General features: G+C 73.3%; 8 protein-coding genes. 2 read left to right on the forward strand and 6 right to left on the reverse strand.

All coding sequences use genetic code 11. The features are described from left to right. Positions 1 to 227 precede the first annotated feature (227 nt). Positions 228 to 8393, forward strand: coding sequence for a type I polyketide synthase (locus tag ACFWZH_RS16345; RefSeq protein ID WP_384430495.1), 8166 nt, complete (start codon positions 228 to 230; stop codon positions 8391 to 8393). 374 nt (positions 8394 to 8767) lie between these two features. Here ACFWZH_RS16345 and ACFWZH_RS16350 read toward each other — a convergent pair whose 3' ends face one another. From ACFWZH_RS16350 to ACFWZH_RS16360, 3 genes are all read right to left on the reverse strand, one after another. Next, on the reverse strand, positions 8768 to 9145 hold the full coding sequence (locus ACFWZH_RS16350) for a DUF6192 family protein (protein ID WP_384430777.1): 378 nt from the start codon (positions 9143 to 9145) through the stop codon (positions 8768 to 8770). Between the two features lie 532 nt (positions 9146 to 9677). Beyond that, on the reverse strand, positions 9678 to 9923 hold the full coding sequence (locus tag ACFWZH_RS16355; RefSeq protein ID WP_384430498.1) for a hypothetical protein: 246 nt from the start codon (positions 9921 to 9923) through the stop codon (positions 9678 to 9680). A 119-nt stretch (positions 9924 to 10042) separates the two neighbouring features. Further along, entirely contained in the window at positions 10043 to 10936 is an 894-nt protein-coding gene (locus ACFWZH_RS16360) for an NADP-dependent oxidoreductase (RefSeq protein WP_384430500.1), read from the reverse strand. A gap of 69 nt (positions 10937 to 11005) precedes the next feature. On the opposite strand from ACFWZH_RS16360, the gene ACFWZH_RS16365 reads away from it, so the two are divergent. Next, a complete protein-coding gene (locus tag ACFWZH_RS16365; RefSeq protein ID WP_384430503.1) occupies positions 11006 to 11581 on the forward strand; it encodes a TetR/AcrR family transcriptional regulator in 576 nt (191 codons plus the stop codon). Positions 11582 to 12028: 447 nt separating this feature from the next. Here the strand turns inward: ACFWZH_RS16365 and ACFWZH_RS16370 are convergent, their stop codons facing one another. From ACFWZH_RS16370 to ACFWZH_RS16380, 3 genes are read right to left on the reverse strand one after another with little or no spacing between them, the layout of a single operon-like run. Then, complete coding sequence (locus tag ACFWZH_RS16370; protein ID WP_384430506.1) at positions 12029 to 12193, reverse strand: hypothetical protein; 165 nt, start codon at positions 12191 to 12193, stop codon at positions 12029 to 12031. A 54-nt stretch (positions 12194 to 12247) separates the two neighbouring features. Next, positions 12248 to 14845 (reverse strand): hypothetical protein, encoded by a 2598-nt coding sequence (locus ACFWZH_RS16375; RefSeq protein ID WP_384430508.1) that lies wholly within the window; start codon positions 14843 to 14845, stop codon positions 12248 to 12250. Next, positions 14842 to 16416: an NB-ARC domain-containing protein gene (locus tag ACFWZH_RS16380; protein WP_384430511.1), complete on the reverse strand. Its 1575-nt coding sequence runs from the start codon at positions 16414 to 16416 to the stop codon at positions 14842 to 14844. The genes ACFWZH_RS16375 and ACFWZH_RS16380 overlap by 4 nt, the downstream gene beginning before the upstream one ends. Between the last annotated feature and the right edge of the window lie 273 nt (positions 16417 to 16689).

Here is a 16689-nt window from a genome sequence, read left to right on the forward strand (position 1 = left end):
AACATCTTCGCTGAGACCGCCGCATGACGCGGGGGCGCAGGGGCGCAGGGGCCGCGCTCTCCTATCTCACGCCGTTGCCAACCACCCTGACCTGACACGAGGCGCGCGCCACCTGACAGCCCCGTACCGCCCAGCGACGGCGCAACACCTCCCTGCGGACCTTGGCGATCGGTACGGTGTCCGGGCGGGAGCGCCACCGTTCGCTCCGGGGTCGAAGGTGGTGGGGGATGGCTGAGGTTCGCGGCGAACTGGTCCGAGCGTTGCCCGGCGCTTTGCTGGACCATGCGGCGAGACGGGGAGGCAGGACCGCGTTCCAGGATGCCCGGCGGAGCGTGACCTACCGCGAGCTGGAGCGGCGCACGGGGCGGCTGGCGGGGCAGCTGGCCGGGCTGGGGATTCAGCGCGGGGACCGGGTGGCCCTCCATCTGGGCAACCGGGTGGAGTGGGTGGAGAGTTGTCTGGCGGTGCTGCGAGCGGGGGCGGTGGGTGTTCCGCTGGATCCGGGGGCAGCGGACGCCGAGCTGGCGTACTTCCTCGACGACTGCGGCGCGGTCGCGGTCGTCACCGAGGAGGCGCTGCTGCCCCAGGTCTCCCGACTGGCCGCCGAACGGCCTCAGTTGCGCGTCGTGGTGGTGGCGGGCACGGACGCCGCGCCGGTCGGGGCGCCTGCGGGCGCGGTCGCGTTCGAGGACCTCGCCGGGAGGGAACCGAGCCTCCCGCCGCGGGACGACCTCGGCCTGGACGAGCCGGCGTGGATCCATTACACCTCGGGCACGACCGGGGCCGGTAAGGGCGTGGTCTCCAGTCAGCGCGCCTGGCTGTGGTCGGTGGCGGCGGCCTACGTCCCGCTGTGGGGCTTGGAGCCACGGGACCGGTTGCTGTGGCCACTGCCGGTGTTCCACGCCTACGCGCACTCGTTGTGCCTGATGGGTGTGGTCTCGGTGGGGGCCGGCGCATACCTCCTCGACCGGGGCGCGAGCGTCGCGGAGGCGCTCGCCGAGCGGCCGTTCACCGTCCTGGCCGGGGTGCCCGCCACGTACCACCTGCTGGTGGAGTCGGTGCGCGAGGGCCGGCGGCCGCTGCCCGGCCTGCGCCTGTGCGTGACGGGGGGCGCGCCGTGCCCGCCGGCGCTGCGGGCGGATGTCGAGGAGCTGCTGGGCGCGCCGCTGCTCGACGGCTACGGCTCCACCGAGACCTGCGGGAAGATCGCGGTCAAGCGGCTCGGCGGGCCCGGGGGCGAGGACTCCAACGGACCGCCGGTGCCCGGAGTCGAGGTCCGGCTGACCGATCCCGGCAGCGGCGAGGAGGTCGCCGATGGGGGCGAGGGAGAGATCTGGGTCCGTGGCCCGAACCTGATGATCGGGTATCACCGCCGCCCGGACGAGACCGCGCGGGTGCTCCGGGACGGCTGGTACCGCACGGGGGATCTCGGCCGCCGCGTCCACCACGGCAGTCCGCCGGGAAGTCCGCACGGCGGTCTGCGGGTCACCGGCCGCGTCAAGGAACTGATCATCCGCGGGGGCGAGAACATCAACCCGGTCGAGGTCGAGCAGGTGCTGCTGGCCTGCCCCGGGGTCGCGGACGCGGCCGTCGTCGGCCGGCCGCATGACGCGTTGGGCGAGGTGCCCGTCGCGTTCGTGGTCCCCGGCCCGCACGGCGTCGACACCGATCGGGTACGTGCCCTCTGCCAGGAGCGTCTGTCGGGCTTCAAGGTGCCCGACGAGGTGTACGAGACCGACGCCGTGCCCCGCACCACCACCGGCAAGACCGATCGCCGGGCGCTGGCCCGGCAGGTGGCCGAACGGCTGACGGCGGAGCGCGTGGCCGCCGCGTCCGCCCTGCGCGAGCGGCTGCTGGCCCTGGCACCGTCCGCGCGGCACGACGCCATGCTGCGCCTTGTCCTCGACCGCACGGCATGGACGTGCGGTGAGCCGGCGCGGACCCTGGAGTCCGGCAGGCCCTTCACCTCCTTCGGGCTCACCTCTCTCGGGGGCGTACTGCTGCGCGACCGGCTCGCCTCCGCCACTGGTCTCGATCTGCCCGCCACCTTGGTGTTCGACCACCCGACGCCCGCCGCCGTGGCCGAGTTCCTGGCCGCCGCGCTGTTCGACGGCCCGGTCCCGGCAACCCGTACGAGCACCACCAGAGCGCGTACGCCCTCCGAGGAGCCGGTGGCCATCGTCGCCATGGCGTGCCGCTACCCGGGCCGCCCGGAGGACGTGGCCTCCCCTGAGGAGCTGTGGCGGCTGGTCGCGGACGGCATTGACGCGACCTCGGAGTTCCCCGCGGACCGTGGCTGGGACCTGGCGAGGCTCTTCGACCCCGACCCGGACCGGCTCGGCACCACCGTCACCCGCCGCGGCGGATTCCTGCGCCGGGCGGCCGACTTCGACGCCGCCTTCTTCGGGATGTCCCCGCGCGAGGCGCTGGCCACCGATCCGCAGCAGCGGCTGCTGCTGGAGACCACCTGGGAGCTCTGGGAGCGGGCGGGCATCGACCCGGCGGCGCTGCGCGGCAGCGACACCGGGGTCTTCGTCGGCGTGATGCACGCCGACTACGGCGGGCGCCTCCTGCACCGCGGACCGCACGAACTGGAGGCGTATCTCGCGCTGGGCTCGGCCGGCAGCGTGGCGTCCGGCCGTATCGCGTACACCCTGGGCCTGCGCGGGCCCGCCGTCACGGTGGACACCGCGTGCTCGTCGTCGCTGGTGGCGATGGACTCGGCCGCGCGGGCGCTGCGGTCCGGCGCGTGTTCGCTGGCCGTGGCAGGGGGCGTCACCGTGATGGCCACGCCGGCGCCGTTCGTCGCGTTCAGCAGGCTGCGCGGGGTGGCGCCGGACGGCCGGTGCAAGCCGTTCTCCGCCGCGGCCGACGGCACCGGCTGGGCGGAGGGTGTCGGCATGGTCCTGCTGGAGCGGCTGTCCGACGCCCGGCGCAACGGCCACCCGGTGCTGGCCCTGTTGCGCGGCTCGGCCGTCAACTCCGACGGCGCCTCCAACGGCCTGACCGCGCCCAGCGGCCCGGCCCAGCAGCAGGTGATCCGCCAGGCCCTGGCCGACGCCGGGCTGTCCCCGGGCGACATCGACGCGGTCGAGACACACGGCACCGGTACCGCGCTCGGCGACCCTGTCGAGGCCCAGGCGCTGCTGGCCGTGTACGGGCGCGACCGGCACAGCGACCGGCCGCTGTGGCTCGGCGCGCTGAAGTCCAACATCGGGCACACCCAGGCCGCCGCCGGGGTCGGCGGTGTCATCAAGACCGTCCTGGCCATGCACCACGGACGGCTCCCGCGCACCTTGCACTGCGAGGAGCCCTCCCCGCGCGTGGACTGGTCGTCGGGCGCCGTACGGCTGCTGACGCGGGAGCAGGAATGGCGCCCGGCGCCCGGCAGCCCGCGCCGCGCCGGGGTCTCCGCGTTCGGCATCGGCGGGACGAACACCCACGTCATCCTGGAACAGGCCCCCTCCGAACCGGCAACCGAGGTCCCCGCACCGTGGCAGGCGGCGGCGCCGCTGCTGCTCTCCGGTGCGGACTCGAAGGCTCTTCGCGCTCAGGCCCGGCAGACCGCGTCCCTGTTGCGGAGGCAGCCCCGACTGTCCCCGTTGGACGTCGCGTTCTCGCTGGCCACGACCCGTGCCGCGCTCGCCCACCGGGCGGCGGTGCCCGGCGGCGACCGCGCGTCGCTGTTGACCGCCTTGGACGCCTTGGCGGCGACCGGAACCAGCGGCATGGTCGGAACCACCGAGGCGGTCGCGGCCGCCGGGCGGCTGGCCCTGCTGTTCACCGGCCAGGGCGCGCAGCGGCCGGGCATGGGCCGGGAGCTGCACGGTGCCTTTCCCGCCTTCGCCGCCGCCTTCGACGCCTTGTGCGACCGGTTCGACGCGTACGACGGATTCGGCGGCAGCCGCCTGGACGGGCCGCTGCGCGCGGTGCTGTGGGCGGAGGAGGGTACGCGCGAGAGCGCCCTGCTGGACCGGACGGATGTCGCGCAGGCGGGCCTGTTCGTCTTCGAGGTCGCGATGTTCCGGCTGCTGGAGTCGTGGGGCGTGCGGCCGGACGTGCTGGCCGGTCACTCGGTCGGCGAACTGGCGGTGGCCCACGCCGCGGGGATCCTGTCGGAACGGGACGCCGTGGAGCTGGTCGCGGCCCGGGGGCGGCTGATGCGTCAACTGCCCGGGAACGGGGCCATGGTGGCCCTGGACGCCTCCGAGGACGAGGCGACGGAAGCACTGGCGGAAGCACCGGATCTGGCGGACCGGGTCGCGGTCGCGGCGGTGAACGGTCCGCGGTCGGTGGTCGTCTCCGGGGAGGAGGCCGCCGTACTCGCCATCGCCGACCGGTTCACCGGGCGCGGTCGCCGTACGACGCGGCTGCGGGCCGGCCACGCCTTCCACTCGCCCCTGGTGGAGCCGATGCTCGCCGAGTTCGGCCGCGTCGCGTCACGACTGGCGTACCAGGCGCCGCGTATCCCGGTGATGTCGACGCTGACCGGGCGTCCGGCCGCCGGGGACGATCTGCGCTCGGCCGCGTACTGGGTGCGCCACGTCCGCGAGACCGTGCGCTTCGGGGACGCGCTCCACCGGCTGGCGCGCGACGAGCGGGTCACGGCCTTCGCGGAGGTCGGGCCCGGCGCACAGCTCACCGCGGCGGCCGTGGCCGACCCCGGTCTGGCCGGGGAGGGCGAGGGGCCGCTGTTCACCGCCGTCGTACGCGCCGGAGGGCCGGAGACGGAGACGACACTGGCCGCACTCGCCCGGCTGCATGTGCACGGCCTGCCGGTGGACTGGCTGCGGGTGTTCGCGGGCAGCGGAGGCCGGCGGGTGGAGTTGCCGACCTACCCCTTCCAGCGGCAGCGCTACTGGCTGGCCGACACCCTCGCCCCCGCTCCCGACGTGGATGGCCAGGGCCATCCACTGCTGACCCGGACGACCACCCTGCCCGGTACGGAACGCCTGCTGTGCACCGGCCACTTGTCCGGCGCCGATCAGCCGTGGCTGCGCGACCACGTCGTCGCAGGGCTGTCGCTCGTACCCGGCACCGCGTTCGCGGAGATGGCACTCCACGCGGGCGAGGCGTGCGGGCTGGAGGTACTGGAGGACTTCGCCCTGCTGGCCCCGCTCGTCGTGCCCGGCTCCGGCGGCCGGGTCCAGGTGCAGGTCGTCCTCGGCGAACCGGACGGCTCCGGCCGCCGCAGCGCCGAAGTCCACTCCCGCCCGGAGGAGTCGGGTGCGCTCGGCGCCTGGACGCACCACGCGACGGGGCGGCTCGGCCCTGCCGCCGGTCATCGGGGCCAGGACGCCGACTCCGCGCCGTGGCCGCCCCCGGGCGCGATGCCCGTGGAGCTCGCCGGTGCCTACGAGCGCCTGGCCGGCGCCGGTTACGCGTACGGCCCGGTGTTCCAGGGCGTCACCGCCGCTTGGCGGCGGGACGAGGAGCTGTTCGCCGAGGTGCGGCTGCCGGAGTCGGCGAAGCCCGACGCCCGGCGGTACACCATCCATCCCGCGCTGCTGGACGCGGCGCTGCACGCGGGGGTGCTGGCCGGCCCGCCCGCCGGTCCCGCCCGGCTGCCCTTCGCCTGGCGCGGCGCGACCGTGTACGCCACCGGCGCCACGGCGCTGCGCGTACGGCTGTGCGCCATCGGCACGGACACGGTCACGGTGGACCTCGCCGACCAGGCGGGCAGGCCGGTGGCCCGGGTGGAGTCCTTGACCACACGGCCGGTCCCGGAATCCGTCGACGCCGTGGCCGCGGGCCTGGTCGCGGCCGGAGGTCTGTACCGGCCGCGGTGGACCGGCGTTCCGGTCGGCGGGGACGGTCCGGCCCTGGCCGTGACGGCACCGGACGACCTGGACCTGCGCGCCGCGCTGCCCTCCCCGTCCGCCGGCGCGGGGGCCGCCCGCGAAACGGTCGTCGTCTCCCTCGCCGCACCGCCCGCGCGGTCCGCAGCCGCCGAATCCGCCGATCCGGCTGCCGACACCCACGCCATGACCACGCGCGCCCTGGAGCTGCTGCGGACCCGGCTGTCCGGTCCGGCGTCGCCCGGAGCGCGCCTGGTCGTGGTGACCCGTGGCGCCACCGGCCCGGTGCCGGACCTGTCCGCCGCCGCGGTGTGGGGGCTGGCGCGTGCCGCGCAGTCGGAGTATCCCGGCCGCCTCACGGTGGTGGACACCGACGGCCGCCCCGAGTCGCTGCGTCTGCTGCCCGCCGCCATCGCCACGGGCGAACCCCAACTCTCCCTCGCAGACGGCACGGTGCGCGTCCCCCGGCTGGTGGCCGCCGAACCCCTCGCCGGCGTCAGCGACGGCTTCGCGGCCGGTGGCACCGTCCTGATCACCGGCGGCACCGGCGCCCTCGGCGGCCTGCTCGCCCGGCACCTGGTCGGGCGGCACAAGGCCCGCCACCTCGTCCTCATCAGCCGTCGCGGCCCGCGGACGGCGGGGGCACGGCGGCTGCGGACCGCCTTGGAGCAGGCCGGCGCCCGCGTGGACGTGATCGCGTGCGACGCCGCCGACCGCACCCGACTGGCCGCCGTCATCAACACGTACGCGCCCGACCTGACCGCCCTCGTGCACGCCGCCGGGATCCTGGACGACGGTGTGCTGGAGGCGCTGACGCCCGAACGGCTCGCGGCGGTGCTGCGGCCGAAGGCGGCGGCGGCCTGGAATCTGCACGAGCTGACGAAGCGTCTGCCCCTGTCGCACTTCGTGCTGTTCTCCTCGGCGGCCGCGCTGCTGGGCCATCCCGGCCAGGCCAACTACGCCGCCGCCAACGCCTTCCTGGACGCCCTCGCGTACCACCGCACGGCCCTTGGCCTGCCCGCGCTCTCCCTCGCCTGGGGGCCGTGGGCGGACGAAGGGATGGCGGCGCGCACCGACCTGCCCCGGGCCGGGGTGCTGCGCGCGGTCTCCCGCGAGGAGGGCCTGGCGTTGTTCGACGCCGCGCTGGGCAGCGGCGAACCGGTACTCGCCCCGCTGCTGCTCGACCGTTCCCGGTCGTCGGCCCACGCCGGACCGCCGGTCCCACCGCCGCTGCGCGACCTGCTGCGCCCGGCCCGCCCGACCGCCCGGTCCGAGGACGACGGCGGCATCAGGGCAGCTGGGACCGCGGGCGACAATCCGGGGGACTCGACCGGGATCTGGCGGGCACGGCTCGCGGCACTGCCCGCACCCGACCGTGCGCCCGCCGTGCTGGAGCTGGTCCGTGAGGAGGTCGCCACGGTGCTCGGCAACCCTGACGCGACCGCCGTGGCCCCCGGCCGCCCCTTCACCGCGCTGGGCTTCGACTCCCTGACCAGTGTGCTGCTGCGCAACCGTCTGAGCGCGCTGACCGGCCTATCGCTGCCCGCGACCCTCGTGTTCGACCAGCCCAGCGCCACGCGGCTGGCCGCCCATCTGTACGAGGAGCTGAACGCGGCACTCCCCGAAGGCCCTGCCGCCGAGCCGGAACGGGCCGAGCCCGCGACCAAGCCCACGACCGCGCCCACCCCACGCGGCACGACACGGCCCCCGCAGACCCTCGCCTCCCTCTACCGGCGGGTATGCGAGACGGGCGATGTCGTATCAGCCATGCGCCTGCTGGTGACCGCTTCACACGCCCTGCCCGCCTTCGACCGCGCCGACAGCGCCCGGCACACGCTCGCGCCGCTCCGTCTGGCCGAAGGCGCCGGCAATCCCGCGCTCGTGTGCTTCCCCGGCTTCGCCACCAACCTGGGCAGTCCCTGGTACGCGGCACTGGCCCCCTGTTTCGGCGGCGAGCGGGACGTCTTCGAGCTCCAGCACCCCGGGGTCGACCACGGGGACGCCGTCCCGCGCGACTGGGAAACCCTCGTGGACCTGCACACCACCACCGTGCAAAAGCACCTCGGCGACCGCCCGTATGTTGTCCTCGGCTACTCGATGGGCGGATACCCCGCCCACTCGGTGGCCGCCCGGCTCGCGGCGACCGGCTCCACGCCGGCCGGCCTCGTCCTCGTCGACACCTACCACGTCACCCCGGACCGCGAGGACGAGCCGTGGCTGCTCGCCCTGCCCGCCCGCCTCCCCCTCCAGATGGGCGAGCGGTTCGACACGGCGGTGGACGACATGTCCGTGGCCGCGCTGGGCGCCTACACCCGCATGGTCCGCGGCTGGCGGCCGGAGCCGACCGACGTCCCCACGCTGCTGGTCCGCGCCACGGAACCGGTGCCCGGGATGCGGACCCACGACGGCCGCGAGGCACGCGACGGTGACTGGCGAACCTCCTGGCCGGAGCCGCACGACACCGTGGACGTCCCCGGCAACCACTGGAGCATGAACGAGGAGCACGCGGGCACGACGGCAGACGCGATCCGGGCGTGGCTCGGTCTGCGCGCCGGCCGGCCGCACCCTCGCAAGCCGGACTCCGGGGGCGACTGAAGGACCGTCCGCTCACCCTCGGCGGCCGCGGCCCGGGGCGACTCCCTTGGTGAGGCGCGGCCCACAGCACGGGGCCCGCCGCGCGCCCCGTGCCGGATGACGTTCCAGCGGCGCGCGGCGGGTCGACGGATGGCTCGGGGCGATCAGCCCTTCTGCGAATCCGGCCGCGTCTTCTGTGCGGCGGCGGGTTCCCGGCCCGCCTTGTCGACCACGGCATGCTCGATTCTCGCCCTGCTGGACATCAGGGTGCCGCGCTTGCCGTACGGCCTGTCCGGTATCCCCACTTCCTGTCCCAGGTCACCGGTGGAAGACCCCGTGCGGCCGCGACTTGGCGCAGGTGCGCGAGCCCGGTGTGGATCTGCGCGCGGGTGCGTTCAGTGGCGGCCATCAGCTGGGTGATGCTCAAGCCGGCGGGGCGGGCCTCCTGCAGGGCGGCAAGGATTGCTTCGGCGTGGACGTGAGCGGGGACTCCCCGCCCCATCGCGGGTGACGGCGTTCTCGATCCAGTCGGCCGCGGAGCGTACCCGTGCCAGGCCCCGTCCGATGGTGTCGCGTTCGGTGTCGTCGTAGTGCTCACCTTTCAGGTTCGGCACGATCCTGCCGACCGTGGTGACGAACTGCGCGCAGGCCGCGACCAGGTCCATGAACTGGGCACTGTGTTCCCTGCGCTGCAGCTGAGGGGCCGCCTCCTCGCGGCCGAACTGGGCCTGGACATCCTTCCCGGAAGGATTCGCACCCCCATACGAGCGCATCGGCTCAATCTCCAGAGCTGCACGCCGATCCGCCACTGGGCGCCGCTCATCGTGGCGCCCCAGTCCCGCCCCAGCTTGACCAACTCGCCGTAGCGCTCCCGGGTCACACTGCCGATCATCTCGGGCATCCGGACACCCCCCATGGGCCCGGGTGCGGCATCCTACCGGTGCTGCCAACGCCCCCTGGCGGCCAGTCACTTCGCCCCATCCGACAGCCTCCGGCCGCCGGAAAGGGGGTGCGGGCCCGGCGTGTGGAGCGGCCCTATGCCCGCCGGATGCGCGGTCTCACGCCTCGCGCTGCCCAGTGCGCCGTTTGTGCCAGGCCCGGTTGCGGCAGCGGGGAGAGCAGTACGTTGCCGAGACGGGATGGGCGACGCAGACCGTCCAGGATGTCCCGCACTCCGGGCGGCTGTTACGCCGGCCTTCACCGCCTCGGAACACCGTCCCTGCCCATGCCGCCACGAAACGAAGCAGAAGTTGCCGCCAGGGAGCCCGACGGCCACAGAAAGAAGGGGGAACGGGAGCGTCGAGGCTAGCGGGTGGCGAGAGTCAGATCCCACACGCGGATATCGTCAGAGCTCTGGGTGACGGCGACCGGGGTTCCTGCGATCTCGGTGACCATCTGGAGATGGTGGCCGGTGAACGGGGCGCCGATCTGCCGGCCACTGGCCAGGTCCCACACGCGGGTGGTGCCGTCATTGCTGCCGGTCACGGCGATCGTGCGGCCTGCGACATGCGCGGTGCCCAATGTCGCGATGGTGTCGGTGTAGCTGGTCATAGGCGATCCGATCGGCTCATGTGTGGTGAGGTCCCACCTGTTCACCGCTTCGTCGTCACCGCCGGCCACCACCGTCCGGCCGTTCACTTTCGGCGCGGGGACGCCGGGAGGACGGCGGCTCAGATGACCAGGACCCGGCGCCCCCGGGTGTGGCCGGCGCGGCTGTCGGCGTGCGCCGCCGCTGCCTCGGTGAGCGGGTACGACTTCTCGACCGGGATGTGGAGCCTGCCCCGGGCGATGAGGTCTACGGCCTGGGCGAGCGCGTCCGGCACGCTCCCGGCCACGCCGGAGAACCGCACGCCCAGCTGCGGCGCACCGAGGTCGGCGATGGAGACGACCTTGCGCGAGTCCCCGGTCAGCTCGACGAGTTCGCGGATCACGCCCGAGCCGGCCAGGTCGAGAGCCGCGTCGACCCGGCCCAGGCTTCGCACCCGTTCGACCCAGCCCTCGCCGTAGGTCGTGGCGAGGGCGCCCAGGCCGCGCAGGTAGTCCTGGTTCGCGGCCCCGGCCGTGCCGATCACCGTGATGCCGCGCTCGCGGGCGATCTGCAGCACCGCCGACCCGACGCCGCCGGACGCGCCGCTGACCAGCAGCGTCTGCCCGGGCCGCACGCCGACCTCGCGGATGATACGCAGCGCGGCCTCCACCACCGACGGGTACCCGGCCGCCTCTTCGAAGGTCAGTCCCACGGGCATGCGGGCCCAGGCCGACAACACGGCGAATTCGGCGTACGTGTCGGCGCCTTCGCCGAACACGCGGTCGCCGACCTCGACCCCGACGACGCCCTCGCCGACCTCGTCCACCACCCCGGCGGCGTCCAGTCCGACCCCGGCGGGCAGCTCGACCGGATGGGCTGCCAGGACTTGGCCCTCCCGAATCCTCCAGTCGACGGGGTTGACACCCGCCGCTCGCACGGCGATGCGTATCCGACCGGGGCCCGCGTGGGGCTCCTCGGCTTCCACCAGTTGCAGGACCTCGGGACCGCCGAACTCGGCGAAGCAAATTTTCCTCATGACGTCAAAGTAACCCTAACCGTTAGCCTTTCACAACGGTTAGGAATTCGTACCTGGTAGTGTCAGGGCATGACCGAGCCGCCCGGACGTCGCGAACGCAAGAAGGCCGCGACCCGTCAGAAGATCGCCGACACCGCGCTGCGACTCTTCCTGGAGCGCGGGTACGACGCCGTGGGCATCCGCGACGTGGCGGCCGCGTCCGACGTGGCCGTCACCACGGTTTTCTCCCACTTCGCCTCGAAAGAGGCCCTGGTGTTCGAGCGCGACCAGGACTTCGAGCAGCGCCTCACGCGGGCGGTCACCGACCGTCCCCCGCACGAGCCGCTCATCGCGGCACTGCACCGCGAGGTCCAGGCCCTGGTGCGGCACTGCACGGCGGAGGGCAGCGCCCCCGTCCGACGCATGATCGAGGGATCACCCGCCCTGCAGAAGTACGAGGAGTCGATGAGCCTGCGTCACGCGCAGGCACTGGCAGCGGCCTTGGCCGCCGATCCCCACCTGTCCCGGAGCGCGACGGCCTGCCGGGCAACCGCGCGGTTCGTCATCGACGCCTACGCGCTGGCCTGCCAGGCGGACGATCCCGGGGCCACGGCGGACGAGGTCTTCCGGATGATCGAGGCAGCCTGGGAGGCCACCGCGCCCTGAGCCCGAGGCGCCGGCCCGCCGCGGCCGGGCCCGGGGCACGCCACGCGCGGGTTGCCCTGGGCGGCCCTTACCGGGGCCGGGCCACGACCGCCTGCGCAGGCACGGCATCCGGCACACGATCCCGGAGAGGACCGACAGCCAGGCCGCCCGCCTACACAAGGGCTCCCCGCAGCGGGCACTGTTGGGCAGCTGGGTCCGGCTTGGTGAAGCCCTTTGAGGCGAGCAGCGTCTCGGATGTGTAGAACGCGGGGCCGCCCTGTTTCGGGCAGCCGACCGTGGTCCAGTACAAGCCGCCTGAGCCCCCTGACGGCTTGTTGAAAGAGTGGCGGCGGAACGTATCGACGCGTCACACCGTCAAGATTGCCAAGACGCCACCCGCGGTTCCGATGCGCACAACAGTTCGTCGTCAAGGATGCGTATGGAGCGGATCCGCGCGTTCCTCAAGGGTCAGAGCCCGGTCTGCGACGGGAGGCGGGTCGCTGCGATCTCGCTGCGGCCCACTGCCGCGAGGGGCACCTTCAGCCGGCGGGTGGCCCATGTCGCGGGAAGCGCGATGACGGCGACCACCGCGGCGGCCAGCGGTACGCGATCGAGGCCGTACTCCGCCACCACCCAGCCGCCGATCGCGGCGCCGGAGGCGATACCGGCGTTGACCGCGGATGCTCTTCAGGACCAACTCGCCAGGCGCGCCGTACGGGCAAGCTCCTCCCGGAAGTGCGCGAGGTCCGTCAGCTGATGTCGCTCGCCCAGGTGGACAGCGCGTGCGAATGCGGCAGCCGCTGCGTCGTGCCGTCCGCGCCGTTCCTCCAGCTTGCCCTGGTACGAGAGGACGATGGCCTCTTCAAGAGGGCGGTCGGCGGCGCGGGCGGCGTCCAGTGCCTCGTCGAGCCGGGCCGCCAGGATCGAGTCGGCCACGGTCCCGGCTTGGAGTTCGAAGCCGCAGAGTTCCACCAGGGCCCGGAGGCCGTTGGTGTCCACGGGTGGATGACGGTCCCGCAGGCGGCGCAGGACGGCGATGGCCGCCCGGAGGTCCCCGATGTCCCTGCCGAGCACCACCCCCAGCCAGCGCAGCGCCTCGACCTGGAGGTCCCGGTCTTCGTGCAGTGCGGCGTGCGCGGCCGCATCTGCGAAGGACACGGCAGCCACCACCGCGTCGTGGTCGAGTGCGACCCGGCCGCGGTTGCCAAGGGCCACGGCGCGGGGGAACGGGTCGTCGGGGCAGAGCGCCGACCAGTGCACGGCCTGTCGCAACATCTCCAGTGCCTCGGGCCACCGCTCCTCCCCGGCGAGCGCACCCTTGTCGTTGTGGTACAGGCTCTCTCCGCGTGCCACCGACGCCAACTCGGCAGGAATCTGGGCGAGCCACGCCGCTGCGTGTCGCTGTGCCTCGGGGTCCTCAAGCTCGACTGCCAGGGCTTCGGCCGAGGCCAGGGCACTGAAGATCTCCCTCATCTCGTCCAGCGGCGCATCCGGTCGAGCCAGCGCGCGGAAGTCGACGAGGCACTTGAGCCTGCCTGCTCTGTAGTCATGACAGGCGGCGAGGTCCGCAGCGCGGCGCAGCAGATGCAATGCCCTGTCCCGGTCGCCGAGTGCGCCCGCGCATCCAGCCATGTTGGCGGTTGCGTGAACCTCGTCGGTGTGATCGCCGATCTCCCGGTCCAGTGCGGCGACCTCCTCGTAGAGTTTCAAGGCAGGTGCCGGCTCGCCCTTCATCCGGCGCGCGTCGGCGCACTCCCCCAGCGCGTGGGCGAGTCTCTTGCGGTCCTGTCGCTCCCGCAGGGAGTCGGCACGCCGCCCCTGGTAGGCCAGGGCCCGGTCGTAGGCGCCGAGGTCGAAGGCCGCCAGACCGGCCAGGTTCAGCAGCTGCTCGTGCTGGCGGCCGCTGCGGGACCCGCCGAAGAACCCGCCCTCCAGGGCCGAGTCCACCGCCGCGTCGAGCTCTGCCCATGCCGCGTCCCGCTCCTCGCCCTCGCGCGCACGCACGGCGAGTTCGGCGAGCGCCGCCTTGGACTGCCGCAGAGCGTAATCGTCCCTCAGCTGGTAGGACAGGCCGACGGGGCCGGCGCCTGCCAGCATGGGGTGGGATTCGAAGCGCTGCTCGCCGAGCGTGATCACCTGGTGCTGGTCGGACTCGGCCAGGCTAAGCGCCTGTTGGTGGTACTCGATGCACAGCGCGTCATCGCCAGCCGCCCGGGCCGCTTGCGCGAGGTCGGTCAGTGCCTGCCAGCGCCGCCGTGCCCCCCACGCTGCGGCCATCTGGAGGCGTGTGCCGAGGACCCGCAGTGCCACCTTGTGCTCTTCCAGCGAGCTGAGCACGAGCCCGAGCAGGGCCAGCACGTCGTGCAGTACAGCGGAGGCTCCCGTGGACTCCGCGAGCCTCCGTGCCTCGTCCAGGTCGGCCCGGGCGGCGCGGGCATCCCCCAACTCGTAGTGGACTGCGGCGCGTTGGAGCAGACGCTGGGCCGCCTCCCGGTCATACCCACGGATCTGGTTGGCGTCGACCCTTGCGTGGGCGATGTCCATGGCCTGGCCGCCCTGGCCGACGCGGCACAGGGCCCGGAGGGCGGCCAGGATCCCCGGCCCGTTCGGTACGCCCAGCGAAGCGGTCGCGGTGCAGCTCTCCAGGCCGGCCACGGCCGCTTCGTCCTCGCCCCAATGCAGATGGGCCCGGCAGAGATACAGGAGCGTTGCTATCTGCCCCGGTTCGTCGGCGGCCTCCCGGCACAGGTCCAAGGCGCGCGCCAGCAAAGGGCGGGCATCGCTCTCGTGGCCGATCATTGCGTAGGCCAGACCGAGTCCGGCGAAGTTCTGTGCGCGGGCGCGGGAGTCCCTCTCGCTCGCGGTCAGCGAGACCTCGTAGTGACTTACCGCCCGTACGTAGTCCTCACGATCGAGGTGAGCATCGGCGAGGGCGCCGTCCAGCACGGGGATCATGTCGGCGTAGCCGAACCGGTAGGCGCTCTTGCGGGCCGCCGTCAGCAGGTCCAGCCGTCGCTCGGCGCTCTGCCGTTGCGTCCACACCACCAGCGGCTCTCCGTGCGCCAGCGTGATGCAGAGCCTGGCCGCACGTTCATCCTTGTCGGCGCGTGCGGTGAGCCAGTCGTATGCGGCGAGCAGCCGCGGTAGGACCACGCCGTCCAGGCGGCCCAGATCCAGCTCGGCAGACCGTCTCTCAGCCAGTGGCCTTGTCAGCCGCACGAAGTCCTCCACGGCGACGGTCGCCTGCGCCATCCGGCTCGCATACAGGTGGTCGACGGCGGTCACAAGGTCTCCAGCAGCCAGGTGGCGTACCGCGCGAGAACCGAGTGCATCTTGTACGTCTGCGGGCCCACCGTCTCCAGGAGCCCGCGTTCGACGAGCTCGTACACGGTGGCCGCGGGTGGCGGTTGCGTCGTCTGGGTCGTGCCGGGGATGGCATCCCACACGCGCTGTGCGTGGTCGAGGGTGATGGGCGCGGCAGCGGACCCGAACGCGCCGAGGTAGGCGAAGCGCAGCTTGGTCACGTGGTCGAGGACGGTGACGCTGCGGTAGAAGACCGCGGCAATGGTGGGGCTGGTCTCGTTCACCAGGCCGGCGAGCGCCGGGGGCGGGGACTGCGACCACAGCCGCTCGTCCTGGTCCAGCGTCGCGATCAGCGCCTCGGCGGACTGTCCGGCGTCCAGCTTGGCCTGGAGCATGTTCGCCGCGACCCGGAGCACCAGGGGCAGCCCGTCGAGGCGGTCTACCAAGACGCGCAGCTCTTGCGGATGCCGCCGCGCCACGTCCTTGGCCAGCCTCGCGACCAGCTCGAACGACGCCTGGGGGGACAGCACCTTGAGGGGGTAAACCTGGTGGTGCGCGGTAGCCAGGGCCCGGGCATTGGCCGGCTGCCGGGTGGTCACCACATGAGCGCAGTGCACCCCGCCCACCATGAAGGGGGACGCCTCCCCGGGCTCCACCACGTCGTCGACGATCAGCAGCATGCGCCGGTCGCGCAGGATCGCCGAGAGCCGGGCTGTCAGGAACTGGGGCGGCCACGCCGGGTCCGGTTCCTCGTCCAGCACCCGCACCCACTGACCCAGCGAGGTCCTGATCTTGTCCCTGCCCCTGTCCTTGGACTCGAGCGAGGTCCACAACACGCCGTGCGGAAAGGCCCGGCCGATCTCCGTGTCATGGGCCAGTGTGGCCGCCATGGATGTCTTGCCGACGCCGGGCAGCCCGTGCACGGCCGTCACCACTTGGAGGCGGGGCGCGCTCGCGTCGTCCGGCATCGGGATCAGGCGCTGCCGCAGGGCCTCCTGGTCGGCCTCCCGGCCGACGAAGAGCTGGGGCGGCGGGGGCGCGAGCCCCTGGACCTGCTCGACGGCCGTGCCGCCCGCCCGTTCCCCCTCCAGGGCACTGACCACAACCCGGTTGAAAAGCGGGCTGCTGGGCCGCCGGGCGTCGTCCCGGATAGCCTTCCCCAGCTGCCCCACGAAGTCGCCGAGAAACGATGGAAGATCGACTCCGAGGCTGCGCGCATCGAGGCCCATCCCCAGGGCGAGATCGACGATGCCGTCCACCGGATCCGCCCTGTTTTCGAGCGCAGCGCCCACGATCAGATCCGACACCTCCGGGGCGGTGAACAGCCGCCCCAGCGCGGTGTCCACGTGCTGGGCACGGTCGATGTCGGCGGCCCGGTCGCCACTGGCTCCAGCGGTGAGATGGGACTCCAGCACACAACGGAGCACCCTGGCCGTGATCTTACGCAGCGCCGCGCGCTCCGGCGGCCCGAACACCAGGACCTTCAGCCGCGCTCCGATGAGCTGGCCCGCCAGGCGCATAGCGATGCTCGCGATGACGGAGGCAGGGTCCATGCAACACCCCTCCCAACTGCTCACCCACAGCATGGTGTTGATGCCAGGGCATTACCCCATGCCCCATGGCCACACACGCGGCCGGAACGCAGGGTTGCGACACCGGGCTCGTCGCCTTCGCGCTGCCCCGACGTCCTGAGCGACGCCGAGAGCAGCGCCTGCTGCGCGAGTGGCTCACCCGTCTGGCGGCGGACGACGGCACGCCGCAGTCCTGGTCCAGGACCTGTCAGTGCGGATAATCGCCGTCGACCGTGAACGGCCCCCCTGGGTTCG

This window comes from Streptomyces sp. NPDC059008, from assembly GCF_042749045.1.
In the GTDB taxonomy this organism is placed as follows: Bacteria; Actinomycetota; Actinomycetes; order Streptomycetales; family Streptomycetaceae; genus Streptomyces.

Coding starts and splice junctions, on each gene's coding strand:
- ACFWZH_RS16345 (WP_384430495.1), top strand. CDS start 228: ATGGCTGAGGTTCGCGGCGAACTGGTCCGAGCGTTGCCCGGCGCTTTG.
- ACFWZH_RS16350 (WP_384430777.1), bottom strand. CDS start 9,145: ATGCGCTCGTATGGGGGTGCGAATCCTTCCGGGAAGGATGTCCAGGCC.
- ACFWZH_RS16355 (WP_384430498.1), bottom strand. CDS start 9,923: ATGACCAGCTACACCGACACCATCGCGACATTGGGCACCGCGCATGTC.
- ACFWZH_RS16360 (WP_384430500.1), bottom strand. CDS start 10,936: ATGAGGAAAATTTGCTTCGCCGAGTTCGGCGGTCCCGAGGTCCTGCAA.
- ACFWZH_RS16365 (WP_384430503.1), top strand. CDS start 11,006: ATGACCGAGCCGCCCGGACGTCGCGAACGCAAGAAGGCCGCGACCCGT.
- ACFWZH_RS16380 (WP_384430511.1), bottom strand. CDS start 16,416: ATGGACCCTGCCTCCGTCATCGCGAGCATCGCTATGCGCCTGGCGGGC.